Source organism: Phycisphaeraceae bacterium (assembly GCA_020851465.1).
Classification (GTDB): domain Bacteria; phylum Planctomycetota; class Phycisphaerae; order Phycisphaerales; family Phycisphaeraceae; genus JADZCR01.
Map to the genome: position 1 here is coordinate 89,551 of JADZCR010000007.1, position 21,118 is coordinate 110,668.

At 57.7% G+C, this 21,118-nt stretch carries 19 protein-coding genes; 13 read left to right on the plus strand and 6 right to left on the minus strand.

What is annotated here, in order from left to right; all coding sequences use genetic code 11:
* Window positions 1-6: 6 nt before the first annotated feature.
* Window positions 7-771 carry a sugar phosphate isomerase/epimerase gene (locus IT444_10370; protein ID MCC7193172.1) on the plus strand — a complete coding sequence of 255 codons (765 nt, stop codon included), beginning with the start codon at window positions 7-9 and terminating at the stop codon, window positions 769-771.
* Window positions 772-1,279: 508 nt separating this feature from the next.
* Window positions 1,280-2,410, plus strand: coding sequence for a sigma-54-dependent Fis family transcriptional regulator (locus tag IT444_10375; GenBank protein MCC7193173.1), 1,131 nt, complete (start codon window positions 1,280-1,282; stop codon window positions 2,408-2,410).
* Window positions 2,411-2,557: 147 nt separating this feature from the next.
* Here IT444_10375 and IT444_10380 read toward each other — a convergent pair whose 3' ends face one another.
* Window positions 2,558-3,052: a hypothetical protein gene (locus IT444_10380; GenBank protein MCC7193174.1), complete on the minus strand. Its 495-nt coding sequence runs from the start codon at window positions 3,050-3,052 to the stop codon at window positions 2,558-2,560.
* A 50-nt stretch (window positions 3,053-3,102) separates the two neighbouring features.
* Here IT444_10380 and IT444_10385 point away from each other — a divergent pair, with 50 nt between their 5' ends.
* From IT444_10385 to IT444_10410, 6 genes are all read left to right on the plus strand, one after another.
* Window positions 3,103-3,834, plus strand: a complete 732-nt coding sequence (locus IT444_10385; protein ID MCC7193175.1) for a prepilin-type N-terminal cleavage/methylation domain-containing protein — start codon at window positions 3,103-3,105, stop codon at window positions 3,832-3,834.
* Between the two features lie 85 nt (window positions 3,835-3,919).
* Window positions 3,920-4,807: a RimK family alpha-L-glutamate ligase gene (locus IT444_10390; protein MCC7193176.1), complete on the plus strand. Its 888-nt coding sequence runs from the start codon at window positions 3,920-3,922 to the stop codon at window positions 4,805-4,807.
* Complete coding sequence (locus IT444_10395; GenBank protein ID MCC7193177.1) at window positions 4,807-5,703, plus strand: triphosphoribosyl-dephospho-CoA synthase; 897 nt, start codon at window positions 4,807-4,809, stop codon at window positions 5,701-5,703. The genes IT444_10390 and IT444_10395 overlap by 1 nt, the downstream gene beginning before the upstream one ends.
* A gap of 85 nt (window positions 5,704-5,788) precedes the next feature.
* The gene (locus tag IT444_10400) at window positions 5,789-6,769 is read left to right on the plus strand and encodes an ATP-grasp domain-containing protein (protein ID MCC7193178.1); all 981 of its coding nucleotides are present in this window, start codon (window positions 5,789-5,791) and stop codon (window positions 6,767-6,769) included.
* A complete protein-coding gene (locus IT444_10405; protein ID MCC7193179.1) occupies window positions 6,769-7,767 on the plus strand; it encodes a hypothetical protein in 999 nt (332 codons plus the stop codon). The genes IT444_10400 and IT444_10405 overlap by 1 nt, the downstream gene beginning before the upstream one ends.
* 44 nt (window positions 7,768-7,811) lie before the next feature.
* The gene (locus tag IT444_10410) at window positions 7,812-8,417 is read left to right on the plus strand and encodes a hypothetical protein (protein MCC7193180.1); all 606 of its coding nucleotides are present in this window, start codon (window positions 7,812-7,814) and stop codon (window positions 8,415-8,417) included.
* Here the strand turns inward: IT444_10410 and IT444_10415 are convergent.
* The 3 genes from IT444_10415 to ilvE all read right to left on the minus strand — a co-directional run bounded on the left by IT444_10415 (window position 8,368) and on the right by ilvE (window position 11,371).
* Complete coding sequence (locus IT444_10415; protein MCC7193181.1) at window positions 8,368-9,096, minus strand: hypothetical protein; 729 nt, start codon at window positions 9,094-9,096, stop codon at window positions 8,368-8,370. The genes IT444_10410 and IT444_10415 overlap by 50 nt on opposite strands.
* The gene (gene truD, locus IT444_10420) at window positions 9,093-10,403 is read right to left on the minus strand and encodes a tRNA pseudouridine(13) synthase TruD (protein MCC7193182.1); all 1,311 of its coding nucleotides are present in this window, start codon (window positions 10,401-10,403) and stop codon (window positions 9,093-9,095) included. The genes IT444_10415 and truD overlap by 4 nt, the downstream gene beginning before the upstream one ends.
* A gap of 74 nt (window positions 10,404-10,477) precedes the next feature.
* A complete protein-coding gene (gene ilvE / locus IT444_10425) occupies window positions 10,478-11,371 on the minus strand; it encodes a branched-chain-amino-acid transaminase (protein MCC7193183.1) in 894 nt (297 codons plus the stop codon).
* A gap of 187 nt (window positions 11,372-11,558) precedes the next feature.
* Here ilvE and IT444_10430 point away from each other — a divergent pair, with 187 nt between their 5' ends.
* From IT444_10430 to IT444_10450, 5 genes are all read left to right on the plus strand, one after another.
* The gene (locus IT444_10430) at window positions 11,559-12,365 is read left to right on the plus strand and encodes a sugar phosphate isomerase/epimerase (protein ID MCC7193184.1); all 807 of its coding nucleotides are present in this window, start codon (window positions 11,559-11,561) and stop codon (window positions 12,363-12,365) included.
* Between the two features lie 103 nt (window positions 12,366-12,468).
* Window positions 12,469-12,723, plus strand: a complete 255-nt coding sequence (locus IT444_10435) for a DUF1653 domain-containing protein (protein MCC7193185.1) — start codon at window positions 12,469-12,471, stop codon at window positions 12,721-12,723.
* A 257-nt stretch (window positions 12,724-12,980) separates the two neighbouring features.
* The gene (locus tag IT444_10440) at window positions 12,981-13,142 is read left to right on the plus strand and encodes a hypothetical protein (protein ID MCC7193186.1); all 162 of its coding nucleotides are present in this window, start codon (window positions 12,981-12,983) and stop codon (window positions 13,140-13,142) included.
* A gap of 577 nt (window positions 13,143-13,719) precedes the next feature.
* Window positions 13,720-15,273 (plus strand): hypothetical protein, encoded by a 1,554-nt coding sequence (locus tag IT444_10445; protein ID MCC7193187.1) that lies wholly within the window; start codon window positions 13,720-13,722, stop codon window positions 15,271-15,273.
* A gap of 241 nt (window positions 15,274-15,514) precedes the next feature.
* Window positions 15,515-17,959: a DUF4838 domain-containing protein gene (locus tag IT444_10450; GenBank protein MCC7193188.1), complete on the plus strand. Its 2,445-nt coding sequence runs from the start codon at window positions 15,515-15,517 to the stop codon at window positions 17,957-17,959.
* Window positions 17,960-18,008: 49 nt separating this feature from the next.
* Here the strand turns inward: IT444_10450 and IT444_10455 are convergent, their stop codons facing one another.
* Together IT444_10455 and IT444_10460 are read right to left on the minus strand one after the other, a co-directional pair.
* A complete protein-coding gene (locus IT444_10455; protein ID MCC7193189.1) occupies window positions 18,009-20,021 on the minus strand; it encodes a hypothetical protein in 2,013 nt (670 codons plus the stop codon).
* 256 nt (window positions 20,022-20,277) lie between these two features.
* On the minus strand, window positions 20,278-21,118 hold an 841-nt coding region (locus IT444_10460; GenBank protein ID MCC7193190.1), incomplete at its 5' end, for a hypothetical protein.

Sequence of the window (21,118 nt, forward strand, 5' to 3'; positions counted from 1 at the left end):
AACATCATGGCAATCCCCATCGGCCTTCAACTCTACACCGTTCGAGACCTACTCGGAAAAGATTTTGAAGGGACGCTCGCGCAGATCGCAAAGATCGGCTACAAAAATGTTGAATTCGCCGGTCTCTATAACCGCAAAGCATCGGACATTCGCAAACTCCTGGATAAACTCGGCCTCAAGGCGTGTTCGGCGCACATCAACATCGATGGCAAGCCCGAAACGCTTCAGCGTCACATCGACGACGCCCGCGTCCTTGGCTACGACGTGATTATCTCCGGCCTGCCGAGCTGGAATATGGAAAAGACCGCGGCTGAGTACCGCAAAGCGGTCAAGACTCTCTGCCAGGCTGCAAAGGACGCCAAGGCCCAGGGGATCTCCTATGCCTACCACAATCACAGTTTTGAGTTTCAGCGATTCGCCGATGCTGACAACAAAAGTGCGATGGAAATTATTTTTGACGAGTCCAATCCACCTCTTGCTGCGGAGCTTGATGTGTATTGGGTACAGCATGGCAACGATGATCCGATCAAGTGGATCAAGAAATTGACAGGTCGTGTGCCCTGCCTGCATATCAAAGACATGGAAAAAGGAGCGGGTCGCGGATTTGCCGAAGTGGGCACAGGCATTGTCGATATGAAGGCGGTTGTGGCGGCAGCACCGGCGGCAGGCGTGCGCTACCTGATTATCGAGCAGGATTCCAACTGGGTGAAAGGTGATCCGCTCGAATCGGTCCGCATCAGCCTGGAAAACTTCAGGAAGCTCGCGTCCTGATGCACAGGCATTACGCACGCACAGCATGCCCGTCATTGACAGCAAGCTGAGCTTTGTGACATCACACATCCTCCGCTGGTTCACTCTGCGTCCGCGCGGAGCTAAACCATTCCATGCGCCGAGTCCTTACTCGCAACTCGAAACTTCCTGCCGTGTTACTCCTTCCGCATCAAGCGGGTGGAGGTATGCCCCATCACGGGTCAGCGATTTTCGTAAGCAATTGAAAATCAAGGTGTTGAAGTCTAGTTTTCTACTTTGATAGTCGGTGCCGGTTTATCGTTTGTTGATGCGGTAGGAGGTTTTGTAAAGAGTGCGCCGACTTTCCGGTCAGTCGAACCAACGCGACCCGGCAGGCGAGTTTTTCACGTCTGTGTTGGCGGCTCATTTCCCGATGGCAGCTCTGCTCACGGCCTGGAATTGTTGTGAAACAGAACCATTCGCCGATAGGTGAAGTGGTATTTGAGAACAATTGCGTTCTTCCATCACTCAGAAGTTGAGGGCTGACACCGTGAAGGAAACACCCATCGAGATCGGCAAACCAACTTCACTTCCGATTACCGTCACGCTTGGTGATGAGAGTCACCCGCCAGTTTCGTTAATCAGGACGCCCGCTGAATCTGTTCCGTCGATTCAGCCCGTGATGGTTTTTCGCAGCGCAGCCATGCACCGGCTGTACACAGCGACTCAACTGACTGCCCGGCGCGACTGCACCGCGATCGTTCTAGGCGAGCCGGGTACGGGTAAGGAGCTTGTTGCCAGACAACTGCATCTCTTGAGTGATCGCGCTGATCGGCCGTTTGTCGCGGTGGATTGCCGAACGCTCAACGATCCGGGAATGGAGAAGCAGTTTTTCGGATCGGCCGGCGATGATGCGAGCCAGACGCCGCCGACTCACGGCTTCATCCGTACTGCGCATACGGGCACGCTTTATCTGGATGAGATCGGCGACATGCCGCTGGACTTCCAGGCCCGGCTGATGAAGGTGATCAAGTCGCACGCGGTTGTACCGATCGGTGCGAGCAAGGGCGTCTCGGTCGATGTGCGCATCATCGCCTCGACGCATCGTGATATCGAAGCACTAGTCAAGCGCGGCAGATTCCGCGAAGACCTTTTTTTCTGGCTGCATGTTGTGCAACTCCGGGTGCCGCCGCTGCGTGAACGGATTGAGGACGTGGTACCGCTGGCGGAGCACTTCGTCGCACGGATTTCCCGACTATTCGGAGAGAAAGCCAGACCGCTTTCCAGCGACGCGCTCGAGGCGCTTCAGGCGTATAACTGGCCGGATAACGTTCGCGAGCTTGCCGTTGTGATCGAACAGGCAATTTCAGCGGGTGGCTCCGACTGCATCACAGCCAATGACCTTCCTGACAAAGTTCGTCTGGCGAAGCCCTCCGCTTCACCTTCGATCTATGAACCTGTGATTCCACTGGCGATGATGGAACGCAACCAGATCGCTCACGCTCTGCGCATCGCGGAGGGCAACCAATCCGAAGCTGCTCGACTGCTCCAGATCCAGCGGCAGCGACTTTATCGCAAGATCGAAAACTACGGCTTGCAGTACCTCACTCGTGCAGGTGAGCGCGCCGAAGAGAGGAATCGCCAAACGAACGATTCCGCCGTGGAAAATTTCGTCGCTTAAACCAAGATGCTTCAACGCATTTTCCAGAGAGCCCCAGTACGAGTGGGGCTCTTTTTTTTGAGCCGGGGAATCTTTCCGTACAGACCAGATGGTGACCGGCTGGAAATAACCCCGATAAGGTCACCATTGTTCATGTGAGTGAGACAGCTAATCCTTCGCCAGTTCTTTGGTCCGAAACTCCGTTTCACCTTTGAGCCGGGTGGTCTCTGCGCGAAGCAAATAGGTGATATCCGGTCCAAGCGTTTGTGCTTTTTTGAACTCCGGTTCCGCTGGTTTCATACCACGCGGAACATTTCCGTAGCGAAATCCCTTGACCTTGACCGGCTTGTCAGGATTGGCCTGAATCAGCGACCAGATGGGGGTCGCATCAGAATTGGCTTTCAATTCCGACGCAATAAACACCTGTAACTTCGTGAGTTCATATTCTTTATCGAACGTGAAGACGACAGGAAACACGCCGGCTTGTGTTTCCGCGGTCAGTTTTCGCGGTCGTCGTCCATTAGTCGGTTGTACGACGCTTTCGGGCCGGAGCTGGTAAACGATGCGGATTTCTTCACGCTCGAACAGGCTGGTGAAAAAATAGACGTACGATCCTCCGAGCAAAACCGCTATGACAATCAGCGCCCAGGTTCGTGTTCCCATGGCAATACCTCAAGCGATGGTACGTATGACAAATTGAGGAGGAGCCTCTAATGAGAACGCATCACGGCTGTCACTATTTCATTACGGCGCGAGATTGCTCCGTTGCTGTCCGTGCGTTCACCCTCGTCGAACTGCTTGTCGTCATCGCCATCATTGCGATTCTCATTGGCATGCTTCTGCCGGCCCTTGGTATGGGCAAGGAGGCAGGTCGGCGGATCGCCTGCGCGAGTAATCTGCGGCAATTCGGACAGAGTCTCACCATCTATGCGAACGACAACAAGGGTTCGTACACGCCGCGCTACGGCGGGGCGCTGCCTCGATGGCCCGCACTCCTTGAATACAACTACCAGGTTGTCACGCTCCTGATCTGCCCCAGCGACGGGACAGACCCTGCAACCGGTGCGTTGAATCCCGCTTATCCCACCGATGCGGCACCGCGCAGCTACATCATCAACGGATGGAATGATTACTTCGGCACCGACAGTTACACCGACGCGATGCTCGAACAGAACGTCAAAGTTCCATCCGAAACCATTCTGTTTGGTGAAAAAGTCCACAGCAGCGCGCATTACTACATGGACCTTTTGGAAAGCATCGGCAACGACGCAACGGAGTTGGAACAAAGCCGCCATCTCGGCTCAGGGCCAGGCTCGCGCGGCGGAGCCTCCAACTTTGTTTACGCCGACGGTCACACCGGCACGCTTCCCTTCGGCGGTTCATTGAATCCGGTGAACCAGTGGGCGGTGATCGACGCAGTTCGCAATACAGTCGTGGCGTACTGAAAAAATAAAATCCGTCGCGGCTCACGCACAGATCAGCAACTCGTCGTCTCTATACCGTGCCCTGATTCTTCGTTATCCTCGCGTTATGCGTCTTGTCTCTCTTTCCAGCGGCACGGGTTGGCATGTCGGCGATCTGGCACGCGCTGCCGGGTTGCTTGGTCACAAGCTCTTCGCCTGTTCATGGCGAAACCTCGTGGGGCGTGTCGGTCTGGCTCCGGCCATCTCGGTGGATGGTTGCATCCTTGATGCGACGCAGCCGACGGTTGTGCTGTTACGCACCATGCCGCCGGGGTCGCTCGAGCAGATTGTTTTCCGCATGGATTTGATGCAGCGACTCGAAAGCAGCGGTGTGCATGTGGTGAATCCTCCGCGTGCCATCGAAGTGGCTGTCGATAAATACCTCGCGCTGGCGCGACTTGAAGCGGCGGCTGTTCTCGTGCCGGAGACGGTGGTTTGTCAGAAGTTGAGCGATGCACGTGAGGCGTTTCATCAGCTTGGCGGAGATGTGGTCATCAAGCCGATTTTCGGATCAGAAGGTTTCGGTCTTACGCGAGTCAGCGATGCCGATACCGCCGATCGTATTTTTGCCGCCCTCGAACGAATCCAATCCGTCATCTACCTTCAGCGTTTCGTGCCGCATGGCGGAGAAGACCTGAGGCTTTTCGTATTAGGTAACCGGGTCATTGCTGCGATGCGACGTCGTGCTGCTGATTGGCGGACGAATGTCGCACGCGGCGCGTCGGGTGAGCCATTCGTCGCCGACTCGACGCTCAGTGAATTGGCGGTTCGGGCTGCCGGGAGTTGCGAGGCTCTTGTGGCGGGCGTGGATGTGGCGATTGATCCAAAGCGAGGCCCGCTGGTGCTTGAGGTCAACGCTGTGCCCGGATGGCGCGAGCTTTCGCGTGTGACTGGTCGAGATATCGCGGTTGAGGTTCTGCGTTTTGCGCTTGCCGGTGCGGTTAAAGTATCGTGATGAACCGCGATACCTCGAGTAATGATGAAATCCTCGGCTTTACCGTCGGCCAGCTCGCGCAACTGGCGTGTATTGCTGAGGTCAGTGCAGCCAAAGCCGGCAATGTGACCGTCAATCAATCATTCAGCGATACGAACTGGCTCGATTTTGTCGCCAGCGCATTGGCGATTGGTCCGGTACTCGACCGCTGCGCCGAGCAGGGTGTCGGAGCGACGGTTCTGCAATGTGTTCGCGCGACTCAGGCTGTGGCGCGGGGCAATACCAACCTGGGCATGATCCTGCTGCTGGCTCCGTTATGCGCTGTGCCTCTGGATAAACCGCTGGAGACCGAGGTTCCGCGTGTGCTGGCGGAATTGACGCAGGCCGACGCCGACGCGGTGTACGAAGCGATCGCCCTTGCGCGACCGGGCGGGCTTGGCCGTGTAGAACACGGCGACGTGCATGACCGGCCAAAGATGAGTCTGATCTCCGCGATGACCCTGGCAGCCGACCGCGATGCGATCGCCAGGCAATACGCCAGCGGATTCGATGACATTTTCAAACGCATCGTGCCCGATCTGATTGTGCTCGCGCAACGCTATCCTCTCGATGCAGCGATTACATGGGTGCATGTGGCGCAGATGGGAGCTGAAGCAGATACGTTGATCCGTCGGAAATGCGGCGACGAGGCTGCCCATGAATGTCAGGATCGGGCAGCGGAAGTGTTCGAGGCTGCACTCAAGGGTGACCCACAGACACGCGCCAAGTTCGTCGAATTGGACAAATACCTGCGTGCGGAGGGTAACCTGCGAAATCCGGGAACATCCGCGGATCTTATCGCAGCAGGCCTTTTCGTCGCACTGCGCAATGGTGCGATCAAGTTGCCGACCGCGTGGGCACAACCCATGCGGCCGTGAGATTTCATGCGGCCCGCTCCGCCTGCGGTAACTTGTTTTGAATCAGCATCATTCTTCACACGCGATGTCGTATCATTGATACAGGATGCGCATCCTTATTTTTGAGCATATCTGCGGGGGCGGGCTTTCGGGCGAGGAACTGACTTCAAAACTCGTTTGGGAAGGCGGGGCGATGCTCCGCGCGGTGGTCGAGGATTTTGTCGCTCTGGGGCATGAAGTCATTACCACGCTCGATGAACGAGTGCCGCTCGACCTGACTGGCGCCAAGGTGACGCGAGTGCCTGCGGGATCTGATTTCGATGCGGTGTTTGACCGGCTGGTGAAGTCGGCGGATGCAGCACTGGTCATCGCACCGGAGTTTGACGGATTGCTGCTGCGCTGGATCGAGCGGGTCGAGTCATCGGGTGTTCGCTCATTGGGATGCGAAGCCGACGCAGTCAGATTGGTATCCGACAAATACAAGCTCTGTGATGTGCTTAGTCGTTTGGGTATTCCCACGCCGGTGACGACACTGGGGCTGCCCGAAAAGTTGATGAATGGGCCGGTGGTCGTCAAACCACGCAGCGGTGCGGGATGCGAGCGGACATTCGTCTGTCACACAGTCGAAGACTTCAGCCGTCTGCCGCGAGCGGATGACTGGATCGTGCAGCCGTTGATTCCCGGTCTGGCGAGCAGTGCTGCGTTCATTGTTCATAACGGTAAACCGCGACCGCTCCGCGCTGGTGAACAGTTCGTGCGCGGCAGGCAGCAGTTTTACTACCACGGCGGACGGATGCCGCTGCCCATCCGTCTCGCCGAGCGGGCGTTTGCCCTGGCGGAACGAGCTGTACGCGCTGTTCCCGGACTGCGCGGATATGTCGGCGTCGATCTCGTGCTGGGTGATGCGCCTGCAGGGGATCATGTCATCGAAGTTAACGCCCGGCTGAGCGTCGCATACGTCGGACTGAGACAACTCTGCAAGACGAGCGTGGCCGCTGCGCTGCTCAACCCCGCTGCGCCGTTGGCGTGGAAAGACGGCGTGGTGAGCTATGACGCATCAGGACGTATCGGCTGGGAGAGCACTTGATGGCTGTGCTGGCGCTGGATATCGGCGGAGCCAATATCAAGGCAGCCCATTCCGCTGGCGGGGCATGGTCCGTCTCATTTGCGCTTTGGAAAGAGCCGGAAAATCTGGCGGAAAAGCTCCGCGAAGTTGTGCGGTCAGGACCCGGCTTTGACGAGTTGCGCGTAACGATGACCGGTGAGTTATGCGATTGCTTCGAGACCAAACGCCACGGAGTCAACCACATCCTCGATGCTGTCGAAACGCTCGGCAGCGACTCAGTGCGCGTCTGGAGCACTGCGGAAAAGTATGTCGATGCCGCTGCTGCGCGTGCTGAGCCACTCAGGGTGGCTGCGTCGAACTGGCACGCGCTGGCGACCTGGGTTGCCCGGCGATTTCCCGAAGATCAGGCGCTGCTTGTCGATGTCGGCTCCACAACCACGGACATCATTCCGCTGTCACGCGGCCGGGTGGCGGCAAAGGGATCGACAGACATGGATCGTCTCGCCAATGCCGAGCTGGATTACCTTGGTGTTAAGCGGACGCCGTTGATGGCACTGGCGGAGGTGATCACCTGGCGTGAGCGAACATTTCCCCTGATGGCGGAGCGGTTCGCCACCCTTGACGATGTGCATCTGTTAACCGGGGATGTTCCGGAAAACTCTGACGACTGTGACACGGCTGACGGCCGGCCGAGGACCAGAACTTTTTCCGCCGCCCGGATCGTTCGCATGATCGGTGCCGATCTGGAGATGCTCACCGTCAACGACGCAGTGGAAATCGCCCGGATATTCGCCGGGATACAGGAAAACCGGATTATCAGAGCCATCACTCGCGTTGCGACACACGATCCATGCCGGGTCGTCGTCAGTGGAAGCGGGGAATTCATGGCATGCCGTGGCGTGCATGCCTGGATGGATCAGGCGAAAGCAAAAATGGAAATCGTCCGTATGTCCGAAATGATCGGCAGCAAAGCGTCTGTCGCAGCTTGCGCGTGGGCACTGTTGAGGTTGCAGTCTTGACGTCTGGTGCAATCGTCGGTTTGACGTGACGAGAGGTGTTCGCGATGTCGGTTTCTCCCATTCATGTCGTGAAGCTCGGCGGGAGCCTGCTCGATCTTTCCGATCTGCTGACACGATTCGAGCAATGGCGCAAGACACAGTCGGCAACCATGCTGCTGGTCGTCGGTGGCGGTGCGGCAGCGGATGTCGTGCGCGATTTTGACCGGGCTTTCAGTCTCGATGAATCCGTCGCCCACTGGCTGGCGATTCGTGCGATGCGGTTGAACGCGGAAATGCTCGCATCCGTGATGAAAGATTCCGAACTTGTTGGGAATCGACAGTCTTGCGAAGCCGCGTGGAAGCGGAAAAAGCTCGCGATCATGGAGCCTGTCGCATGGCTGGAGCGTGAAGCGGATGAAGGCGTTCACATTCCGCATCGTTGGACGTTCACGAGCGACTCGATCGCTGCTCACGCAGCATCGAGGCTGGGTGCGTGCAGGCTTACACTCCTGAAATCAACACTTCCGGACGGTAATTGCGATCCCGAACAAGCAGCAAAATGCGGGATCGTCGATGCAGATTTTCCTGCGGCATGTTCCAGGATCGCTGCGGTTGAGATCGTCAATTTGCGCGAGCACCCACCCGCTTGTTGTGATCTGAGACGCGCGTAGCCAGAGCACGAACACACGAACACTCGATGGTTTTTTCCCGCGCGCCATCCGGACAGGCTGCACCGCGTACCGCCACGATGTCCGGTTCGAGTTGCAGTGCTTTTTCCAAGCTCTCACCCGCCAGCGAACCCGCCAGAGCGACGAGGATGTCAGCTTTGCGTGCAGCGGTGATGAGTGTTGACAGCTCGCGGCTGGTCAACCAGTCGAACAGGCCGGCACCGTCCTTCACTGCGGTATCGATGAGAAACCCCGCCGCGCGATGATGTTGTGCCCAGTCGAATACTTCGGTGACAGGCGGCGATCCGGCTCGCTGGTAGTCGGCGTATGCCGCCGCAACAGGCCGGGCGAGGCCATAGGTTTGAAAGCGTTTCTCCAGCATATCGGGCCAGGAGTTCCGCTGCTGTGCGTTGGCCAGACCGATTTTGATGTATTCAAATCCAGTCGGCAGCGTGATGGGTGGGTGATCGAGCAGTTCACCTCCGGCTGCGCTGATCGGTTTCCGCCCAGCGACTTTCTGAATGATCTCGGTAAGTATTTGAGCATCAACCGGACCGAGTGAGCCGCGACAAGGTTCTTTGGCGTCGATGATGTCAGCACCACAATTTACAGCGATGTCGGCTTCAGCAGCGTTTCGCACGCTCACGAGCAGTTTGACTGATCGGGGTTCGAGTCCGGTCATCCTTCTTCCCCCGTTTCCTCCGCGGCGGCGTGGTCGTCGGACTTCATGATCTCACGCAAAATACTCGTCGCAAAAGAGCCTCGCGGCAATTCAAAGGCCGTTCGGATATATGGCCCATGTTCATCCACACCGCCGGAAATCTCCGCATCACGCAAGGTGGTGCGCATCGGCCTGCGGCTTCCCTGGGCGGTACCCTGTGGACCGCCGGCGAAATTGGATTCATCGACATCAAAACTTCGCAGGGCTTCTTCTTCCCACGTCAAAACCTGGCCGGCGGGTTTTGTCATGCCGATGCCCCACATCGGCCCTGACGGTGACACGGCAAGCGAGGCGATGCGGCCGCCGTCAGCGTTCTCTGTGTCTGCGGTTGCCTGATCGACGGCAAACACGGCGCGGCTGTCGTGTTTCCACGCCAGGTCGCCGTCCACCAGGCGGGCGAATAATCCGCGCTCGATTCGTTCGCGGAGTACGCGATTGAAGACCTCGCTCTGGAACGCGCTGATGAGAAACTCGCGCTGCTGGAGTTCGATCGCACGCACCGCCGCCTCAGGGCCTTTGCCGCCACGCAGCGCATCAAGTGCCTGACGATCGGGCTTGAGGTGTCGAGGCCAGAGTTCCAGCGCAGCAGCGTAGTCGCTGCGTTCATAGGCCTCGCGCGCTGCACGGGTCTGCTCGTAGTCCGTCTCACGCGGCTCACCAAGCATCAGATCGAGCATTTCCTGAAAGCGACCCAGCAGGAGCAACCGTCCAAGCTCACCATTGGTCTTGCGGTATCCAAACCTCTGCTCACCGACGTAGTTCGGGGCGCCTTGCGCGACCAGACGATCGAGAACACGCTTGGCGTGAATGACCGCGGTGGGTTCGACATTGCGGATTCGGATGACGAAGCGATTACCAGTCAGGTGGCCGCGACGGAGTTTGTTGCCGTGCCGCTGCGCCCAGAGGAGTTTGACTCGCGGTGTGTCCACGAGCTTCATCAATTCCTGATCTTTTGACTTGTCGGGCAGGTAAACCGACAAGTGCTGCCGTGTGATTGCGTGCTTGTCTTTCAGGCCGGCATACCCGATGTCACCCCGACCGACGCGGAACACGCGCGCCAGGTGGCGCACCACGTCACTGGTCGTCAGTTCCTGCTTTTCGATGAAGACGTAAAGGTGTTCGCCGGTACCTGAAGGTTCGTAAAGCGGCTGCTCGTCAACAAGGAAATCTTCAGGGCGTTGCTTGATGACGCCGCCGATACCGGGAATCTCTCCCGTCAGGAAGGTCAGCTTTCGGATGTCGGATTTCGGATTGGACGAGGAAGACACTGCACTCATTCCTATCGCGTAGGGCTGTCGGACTCGACTTGATGAATCAGACAGCAGCCTCGCTCTATCGGAAATCAATCTTCCGGCGCATCTTTGGCCACCAGAGCCTTGAATGCAGCGATGAGCTTCGTCGTCACCGGTCCCGGCTTGCCGCTGCCGATGACCCGGCCATCCACCTTGGTCACGGCGATAATCTCCGCGCCGGTGCCGGTGAGGAACATTTCATCGGCCGTGTAGATGTCATGACGAGTCATATCGAGGCGCTCAACCGTCAGACCGTTGCGCACAGCCAGATCGATGACGGTGTTCATGGTCACGCCTTCGAGCGCGCCGGCATGGAGGGGCGGCGTCATGATCCGCGGCATGCCGGAAAGCCCCAGGCTTTCACCGCCACGCATCTTGATGATGAAAAGGTTGTCGGCGGTACACTCGGCGATCAACCCCTGATGATTGAGCATGATGGCTTCGGGCACACCGGCGTCGTGGGCCTCGATCTTGGCGAGGATGTTGTTGAGATAGTTCAGGCTCTTGATGCGTGGCGAGAGCGCAGCAGGATGATTGCGGATCGTCGATGCGGTGATCACCGCCATGCCGTTCTCGTACATCTCACGAGGATAAAGAAGCAGGCTCTCGACAATGATAAAGACGCTCGGCTTTTCGCAGGTGAAGGGGCTTAGCCCCAAGGGGCCGGCACCACGGGTCACACAGAGGCGGATGTAGCCGTCCGTCCGTCCGTTGGCTAGCATCGTCTGACGCATCGCTGCGGTGAGTTGCTCGGCGGTGTAGGGAATAGCGAGACGGATAGCCTTGGCGGACTCGAAAAGCCTGCGAAGGTGTGTGGCGCACTTGAAGATGCGCCCGCCGTAGATACGGATACCCTCAAAGACACCATCGCCGTAAAGCAGACCGTGATCGTACACGCTCACGGTCGCCTGGTCGGTGGGTACTAGCTTGCCATTGAGCCAGATCTGCTGAGGCACGGCGGGATCCTTTGAGTAAGCGGCGAAAAGAGCAGAATTGTAGCGGGTTTTTTGTTTTTGATTTTAGCTCAATGATTTGCGATCTTGGCGTACGGCTCCTTCGGTTAGCCCGACGACTGACGGGCAGGTGCTGTCTGGTCCAGTGTCTGATTTTCCCGTAACGATTGGAAATTCCATGAAACTCTCATTTATGACCTTTGCCTGCCCGGAGTGGACGCTCACCCAGGTGCTCGACGCGGCTCATCGACATGGGTATCAAGGCGTCGAGTTGCGCGTCGATGCGCATCACCTGCACGGAGTCGAGGTGGAAACCGGGCCGGCTCTAAGGCGTGATGCGGCACGGATGATTCGTGACTCAGGCATTGAACCGTGCTGTCTGGCGACGAGTTTGCAACTGGTTAATCCCGCCTCCGTCAACGAGGCTGGCCCGCTGATCGGCTTGGCGCAGGAGATGGGTGCGCCGGCCCTTCGTGTTTTTTGCGGTCCGTTGCCGGATGGCGTTGATGTATCCGAAGCCATTGACCGCGTGGCGACGCATCTGCATCACGTGTGTCTGGAGGCCGTTCAGGCAGGTGTGCAGCTCTGGCTGGAGACGCATGACACGTTCAGCAAGGCCCACGACGCAGCCGCCGCTGTTCACAGAGCGGATCATCCCTCCGCCGGGATCAACTACGACAACATGCACCCTTTTCGTAAAGGCGAGTCGATCGAGGCAACCTTTGCCGCGATGGGTGATCTGATCCGTCACACACATTTTCACGATGCGATGAATCATCCGGACCAGGTGGCGATCAAGCCCGTTGGGGAGGGGGAGATGCCAATGGAGGAGATGTTCGCCGCCTTGGTGAAGGCCGGCTACACAGGCTATCTCAGCGGGGAATGGTTCGGCACGATGTACGGAGCGGATCCGGAAAGCTCGCTGGCTCGCTTTCGTGATGACATGACTCAGCTGGCTGATCCGTTTGGAATCAAGTTCGGCTGATGCTGAATCAATGAAATCGCGGGCTGGTTTGTCTCATGCCCGTGGGAAGAGAGTGTCTGCTCAGCCGGATCAGGAAACAACTTGGAAAGGGCAAGGCATCAACGTGAACCACGACAATCACCCATCCGTTGATGGGAGAGAACCCAGACCCGGCAGGTATCTCCACTACAAAGGCAACGCCTACGAAGTTCTCGGCATCGCACGACACAGTGAGACTATGGAGGAACTGGTCGTTTACCGCGCGCTTTATGGTGAGCACGGATTATGGGTGCGGCCACGGACGATGTTTTGTGAATCAGTCACCGTCAGCGGAAAAACTCTGCCGCGATTTCGCTTTGTGGGCGAGGAGATGAAGTGATCGCCCCGAAGCTACGGGCTGCCTTCGGAGCACCCTCGTCAAGCATCTAACGAAAATTTTATTACCGGACGTCACGTCAATACTGTAAACGCGGATTGTCCGGTTCACGCGATGGTTGTTAACGTAAGAGTATAAATTACAATAAATTGCGTCTAAATGCTGGAGATTTTCATGAGAAATCTTTAAGGTGCTCAGGTTCGTGGTCGATGGGGAGAGTGATGAGTGCGATTGACTCCAGCAGGTTGAACTCGATATTCATGGCCAACCAGATAGGAATTGCTGTGGCGGTCAAGAGTAGAAATGTTCAGAAGGCGCAGGCAGCGGCGGTGCTTTCTCTGCTTGATTCTGCGATGGAAGTTCAGCAGCAGGTCCGTGGTTTTGCCCAGAATTCAGGGACGAAACTGGATGTTCGCGGTTGATCTGGCCGGCTCATTCGTGCCTTATTCCCCCTGGCGGATGCTGGGGATTCGCAACAGCTTTGGAGTTGAAGCATAAAGAAAAGTGGCTGAAAACAGCCAGGTTTGACGATACTTGGAGATACGCAATAGCATCGGAATTTGAGAAATTGAAACAGGGTTCTGATTGAGTCCGATATTGACGAGTAATTCACAAGGGCTTGACAGGGCTTGACGACTTGACTGGCATCCGCACAATATCGACCTGAGCCAATGGGGGATACTCCCCTTGCAGATTGGGCGAAAGAAAGTAATGATGGTTCCGCGGAGTTGCGGAATCAGTCAGACCAGGGCGCCGAGGTTGGGATGACCGAAGCGTGTAGAGGCACAGAGGTTTATTACAGTTGGTAATCAACCTCTCGCATCAAGGATGACAATGCTGGTGAACGTCACCAGCTTGCAAATCAGGATTGTTCCGTCGGCGCTCGTTGCGTCGGCAGAGTCTCGGCTGCGTTGGCCGGGATGGAAGGGCAGCCCGCCTTCGTGTGAAGGGGGCAATGAATGTCCGACCACAAGCGGTAACTTTTAAGGAGAGACGTAGATGACAAGTCGCAAACAACTGTTTGCCCTCGGTAGCGGGTTGCTGCTTGGTGTCGCGGGCGTTGCCAACGCCGATGACGCAGCCCTCCAGGCCAAGATCGATGCGTTGACCGCCAAGGTCTCGCAGCTTGAAGGCCAGAAGTCCGAGAGCTGGCTCAACCAGCAGCGGGCTGAAGAAGTCAAGGCCCTGGTCCGTGAAGTGCTCGCCGACGCGGACACCCGCGCCAGCCTGCTCGAGAACGGCATGACCGCCGGTCACAACGGCAAGAACTTCTTCCTCGCCAGCGAGGACGGAAACTTCCGCCTCAACGTCGGTGGTCAGATCCAAGTTCGCTACATCGCGAACTTCCGCAGCGAAGAGGACAGCAGCGATGGCCCACAGGATGACAACGAAGCAGGCTTCGAAGTCAACCGTGTCAAGCTTCGCTTCGATGGTCACATCGGCTCACCCCGCCTCATGTACACCGTACAGTTGGCGACCGGCCGTGACACGTCTTCCTCGGAAGGCGTGGTTCTCGCTCCCGGTGGTGGTGCAGCTGCCGTCGGTGCCTCGACTGACTCCAGCTCAAACGCCGTGTTTGTTGACGAGGCGACCATCGCCTATCAGCTCACGGACAACCTCGTGATCAGCGGTGGCCGTTTCAAGGACACCTTCCTCCGCGAGGATATGACCGACAGCCGTTACCAGCTCGCCATTGAGCGCTCGGTTGTCAGTGCGATCTTCGGCACCGGCCGTGTCGAAGGTCTCGCCGCGACCTGGACCAATGACACCTTCAGGGCAAACCTGACCATCAACGACGGTCCGGGCTCTGGCGAAGTCAACAACGACTCAGGCGCTGCATACCCCCTCACCAAGAACTTCAACAACGACGCCTCTGATTTCGCGATCACTGGCCGCCTCGATGTGAAGCTCATGGGTTCATGGGATCAGATCCGCGACTTCTCGGCGTGGTCAGGTCAGGAGACCAGCCTCGTCATCGGTGCCGCGGTCAACTGGGATAACGTGGACACCGGCCTGGCCAACACGGTCGGCGCTCCTCCGACTCCTCCGCTCAACCCCGACTTCAACGGCGGGTTTGGCAGCGGTCTGGGTGACAACCGTCTCTCGTGGACCGTCGATGGTTCGTTCGAGTCGGCTGGCCTCAGCATCTACGCCGCGATCGTCGGCCAGCATGTTGAAGGTACCGAGAACGCGGGCGACAACGGCATGGATAACTTTGGCGCGGTCGTTCAGGCCGGCTACATGGTCATCCCTGACAAGCTCGAACCGTATGTCCGCTATGAGTGGATCAACATCGATGATGATGAAAACGCCACCAGCGGCACTGGTCCGGCTGATGTGCACATCATCACTGTCGGTGCCAACTACTACTTCCGCCAGCATGCGGCGAAGTTCTCGGCTGACGCGGTTTACGCGTTCCAGTCCACCAGCGGCGACGACTCCAGCATCTTCAGCGTTCCCGGCGCGAACACCGGCCACACCGGCCTGCTCGACGACGTGAACGACGACGCTGGCCAGCTCGTCCTGCGGGCGCAGTTCCAGCTCCTGTTCTAATTCGAACAGCAGCTTCGGAACAGTCTGCAAAGTTTGATTTCAAAGCCGACCGGCCTTCTGGGCCGGTCGGTTTTTTTACGCGCTCATCACCATCGCCCGCGAGGTGACACTCGCATCCCTCTGCCTGCGATTTATCACAGCGTACATTCGTCCTGCACATCAAAAATGTTCAGCATGAGCTGCACGACCTTTTTCGCTCGACCGCTTATCATTCTGTCCTATACCGTCATCGGAGATGCACATGACTATCTCTCACAGCTTGCGCGATCGTCTGGCCGTTTTGTTCTCCATTCTGATTCCGATGCTTGCCCTTGCCATCGGATGTCAGCAGGGTGCTTCAATGGAATCAGCCGCGGTAGCCGCGGAATCACCATCAGCGAAACCTGCCCCTGCAGGGCCAGCGGTCACGATCATTCGTGACGGGCAGTCACTGGCTGTGATTGTCATGCCTGATCGAGTCGGTGCGCCCGATGATCCCCACCTTAAATCACAAGAACTGATTGAGCCCGGACGAGAGAAAGAGGTTCAGCGGATTCGTCTCCGTGAATCGCTTGAGGATCTGGCGCAGACATTGGAGAAGATGTCGGGTGCGAAGGTGGAGGTTGTCGCCGAGTCCGCGCGTCCAGCGGGTGACACACGCCTTGCGATCCTCGCCGGCGAATCAGCGGAGAAAGAATTTGGAAAATCCGGTGAGTCCGCGCCCTACAAGCAGGGTTTCCGACTGGTCGTTTCCCCCAAAGGCATCGGATTCATTGGTGAGTCTGATCTGGCGACGAGTTATGCTGTGTACGAGTTACTCGACCGTCTGGGTTGTCGGTGGTACATGCCCGGCGATCTGGGAGAAGTGATTCCGACCGCCAAAACGGTGAAGATCGCCAGTACCGACTTCAGTTCCGCGCCATTCACCATTTACCGCAGCATCTGGTATGCGGATGAACCCTATCGCCGCCGCAACCGCATGGGTGGCCTTTTACTCAACGCCGGCCACGCACTGGAAAACTCCTGGATCACCAAAGAAGACCGTAAAGCTCATCCCGAATGGCAGGGCACGGTGAATGGCAAACCTCGCGGTCACCGGCTCAAGTGGAGCAGTCAATCGCTGGCGGATGCAATCGCTGACAAGATTCTCGCAGCCTACGCACAAAATCCCCAGCCGTCCTACTCGCTTTCACCCGACGATGGCATGGGCTTTGACAACTCCCCTGAGGATCGCGCCCTCGATGCGGGAGATATGGATCCCGGTTTTGGTGAAATCTCAATCACCGATCGACTCATGGTGCTGGCCAACCGTATCGCAGAGCGGGTTTCCAAACAGCAGCCGGATCTGCTTCTGGGCATCCTCGCTTATGTGAACTACACGAGGCCGCCGGTGCGGGAGAGCGTGAATCCGATGATCGTGCCCCAGATCGCGCCCATCACTTACGCTCGCGCTCACCCGATGGATGACCCGAATGTTCCGGGTAATAAGGAGCTGCGTTATCTCGTCGAGGGCTGGGCTAAAAAAGCTCGGATGACCAGCTATTACTTTTACGGCTGGTTCCTCGCCGAGCCGGTGGCTCCGAATCCGATGCTTACCAAATGGGGACACGACGTTCCCTACGTGTTGGAGAAGGGCAATTGCCGGTTCTGGCAGCCGGAGACGACGTCGAACTTCGAGACGTCGATGCACGCTTTGTACATGGCTAATCGTCTCGCCTTTGATGCGAAGCTGAAACCCGCTGACATATACCGCGAAATCAATGAGAAGCTCTACGGCCACGCCGCGCTGGAAATGGCTGCCTATTGGCAGTTCATCGATGACGCCTGGACGAACGTACCCGAGTATTCGGGATGCGGCTTTGGCTACCTGCGCCGCTGGACCAGAGAGACGATGGCCGGCGCAAGGCAGCGGATGAATGCTGCGATCGCAGCCGCGAAGACCGACATGGAAAAGCGGCGCGTCGCGCTGGCGGATGATTCACTCAAGCTTTTCGAGTCCTTCATGCAGATGCGCTACGATCAGGCGGAAGGGCGTTTCGCCAACCTTGCGACGCAGGCGGAAGAATGGACCAGGCAGGCAGTCGCGCTGGGTCAGAAATACCAGGAAAACTACGCTTTTACGAAGGTGTCCTGGACTCCTCACACCATGGGAGGAGCTTATTTCAAGAGCTTTTACGAGTTGACCTACATCGATGCGTCACGGATTGCCCGTGACTTCAAGATCCTCACCACGCCGCCGCTCCGCCAGTGGAAATACCTGGCCGATCCCGAAAAGCAGGGCGAAGCCGCAGGCTACGCGGGGAAAAACTTTGACGATAAAGCGTGGAAGACGACCGACGTGGCGGTGGAAACATGGTCCACGCTGGGCTACCACGACTACTTCAAGTCGATGTGGTACCGCGCATCGGTCTCGGTGAAACCCGTCGCGGGCAAGAAGACGTACCTGTGGCTCGGTGCCACCGATGGTGCCGCCAAGGTTTTCGTCAACGGCAAGCATGTGCCGTACGTTTCTCCCGCCAGCGACAAAAAGCCCGAAGCGACGCTGGACGAAGCCGACGGCTATTGCAATCCCTTTTCCTTTGACATCACTTCCGCGCTTGACGCGGGCGGCCAGAATACCATCGCAATTTTCTGTACCCGCAAGTTTTTCAACGAACTGGGTACGGGAGGACTGATCGCGCCGGTTGTCGTGTATCAGGAGAAATAATCCGCGACCCGGCTCTGCGGCTACGCACAGGCGGCGGTCATCGCATCGGCTACTCCACGACTACCACAGCGTGGATGTGGACCTCCGGCACGGTGACCGTTGCGGTTCCCTTGTTCCACTTAAACGCCAATCGCTTGCCGCCCGGCTCCAGCGTGATGCGCCGGGGACGACCATCACGGCGTATTGCCAACTCGATCGGTCCGACCGGCGGGATTGCATCGACCAATAAATAGTGCGGCGAGCTGTACCGCTGCCGGCTCAGATTGCAGAGGTTGATGATCAGGCGGTCACCTTTCTGACGCACGACCAGATCGACCAGGCCCCGGGAGCCTCCGCCCCGCATGGTGACGGTCGGCGTGTAGAGCCTGCGGAGCAGGTAGTCGATCAGGTCACGGGTCCACGGCGCGCGATTGTGAAAACAGGACTCGGCGAGCGGGCCGAATACGCCTGCGATTCGACCGCGACCCAGCGGCGCGATGGTGACAGCCGGCTGGAGATCCGTTGTCGCAGCCCAGTCGGGACTGGACCATGCGATGACTTTCGTACCTGCGGAAGGCTTGATCTTCTGCCATCGCCCGGTGATGGCTGTTGAAGGGCCGTCACTGACGAAGCCTCCATTGCGCCCCTGCAGGATGCGCCGCTGCTCCACTGCATCACCATCGAGTTCGACCCCCAGATGTTGGCGGAACAGTCTGCAAGTCTGGGCACCGGTGAGGACCAGGCTGCCGCCGCGTCGAGCATATTCCACCAGTTCCGTCACAAGTCCGGAAGGCAAAAATTCCCAGTCGGGGATGATGATTACCGGCCAGCGGTCGTACTGTCCCGCCAGATGGTGATCAGCCAGAACGTCCACACTGTGCCCAGCATCGAGCGTCTGGATCATGATTCCTTGAATACGTTCGTAATCACCAGCACACGGTGCGTAGCACTGCGGGGTGTTTTTGAAAAGGCTGGTCGTGTCGAGCACGAGGGCGATCTGCGGTACGGTTTCAGTTTTGAAGCAGACATCCCGCCGCTCACGGCAGAAAGCTCCAACTTCCTTCATCACGTTGATGTGATAGTCGGCAAAGCCGCCGTGCCGGTCTTGGTGAAAATACATCTGGAATCCGCCCCCAAGGGCGATGACGACAGCCGCTTCCTGCTGAAGCTGCACCGCCGGTTTGTATTGATGGCCTTGATGGGTGTTTGAGACGAACGCCCAGGCCATCAGATCCCACGGCAAGCCCGTGCTGGCCATGTAACGGCCGTTCCAGCGCCCGGAGTTGACCGAGTCGGTGGGCGCATAGTCGCCGGAAATGAAATCGATATCCGACTTGATCGGTTCGGGACACGTCGGCGTGTAGAGCCAGTTGCTGGCGATCTGAATCCTTGCCTCACCCGGCTTGTACGCATGCAGCGCATCCATGTAGGTGCGCACGTAATCAAAGAATCCTTCGCGATGCAGATTGCACCACTCGACCCATCCCGGATCGCCCGGTTGGATCGGGGCCTGACTCAAACCGGTCGCTGCACGAAATCGCTCGATGGTCGGCTGCGAGTAATCCAGCCGCACCGACCAGCAATCGCCATCCACCCAGAAGCCGTCCACGTTGTAGCGGTCCACGACTTCCTTCATCTGTGGAATCATCCGCTTCGTCACATAATCACTAAAGACGTGCGTGATTCCTTCGTGAGGTTTTGCAGCGTCGTGGTTGACAGCCTGCCACTCGGGGTGGTCCAGGCAGGCGACGTTGTCCCAGATGCCGGAGAAGTGGACGAACAGGCTGATGCCTGCCTCCGCGGTTACCCGCCGGTAGATCGCCAGTGAGTCGTTGATGATGCCTTTGCTCCCCGGCCCGCCCGCCGAGGTGCTGACCTTGCTGTCGGGATAGCCCATGTAGCCGACGTGTCCCTTGCAGTCGTATTGGAGATAGTCCGGCCGAGCGGCGCGAATGATCCGACGTACCAGATCTGTGGTGACGTTTCTACCCAGATCGCGATCATCTTTGTGGGGGTGCAAATCGAAGTGCAACCCGAAAAAACAATCCGATCGCCTTTTGGGAGTACGTGGTTTCGCAGCCATGGAACGGATTCCCTGTAAAGTCGCCTCTGTGCGGCTGGCGCAACATGTTACCGGAGGCGAGAGGTGTTGTCGGAATAGACTCTTTGACGAAATTCAATCCCGATCCGCAGGAGAATGGCTTCACGATTGCGCCGATTTTTCAACTGGACCGAGGAGAATCCAGACGATATCGCAATGGTCGCGCAGCACGGTGGAAGCGTCCTGGTCGGACAGCTTGAATCGTGGGTGAGGTTGTTGAAGGTGAAAATGAGCGGAGTTACGCCGAACGACGGAAGATCAGAGCTGCGCCGAAGGTCAGCAGTGCCAGGCTGGCGGGTTCAGGGATCAGCGCGTTTTCCAGTTTGACCTGATCCACGTTGATCAAGCCGGTCCGCGCATCAGTGGGATCATGGCGGTAACGCCTGATCTGGATCTCCACCGCAGCCAGGGGAGCGGTGTTGGTCCCCGTGATCGGGTAGTTGTTTGAGCCGCCGGTGGCGCCGTCCCCAGCCCAGGTCATCGTGATGTTATTGATGCCGTTACCGGTGCGGGTGATGGTGACTGTCGAGCCATTGGAGACAAAGGGAAGGTCGTTGATGGCACCGTCGTGACTGACCCCATTGATGGTCCCCATTCGCTTGGCACGAGCCGAGGACCAGTCGTCCTGCATTCCCGCGGTGGCGATGAGGTTGTTTGAGCCATCCCGCAGATTGATCAGAATAGCCGGCATGGGCTGAACGTTATTGGTTGAATAGCTGCCGGCAACGACGTTGTTATCCCAGTTGAATGCGAAGGTCAGGGTAAAGTCCGACTCCGTTCCCGAAAGGGTGCGCCGGAAATAAATATTTCCCCAACTGGTGTCGGTTGTCACGCTGATCGCACTGGGGAAATCGCCAGACTGATAGGTGGCAGCAGGATCGCTGTCAGTAAAAGTCAGCATCGAGGATGCGATTGAGTATTTGTAATCGGAGACGTTACTGGTGGAGACAGCCCATGCGGGGTCGAGGCTGTTGCCGTTGAATTGTTCATCGAAGAGAACCGCAGCCTGTAATGCAGTCGTGCCTGTTACCACAGCCAAAGCAGCGATCAAGCGAACCAGACCAATGCGATTTGTTGTA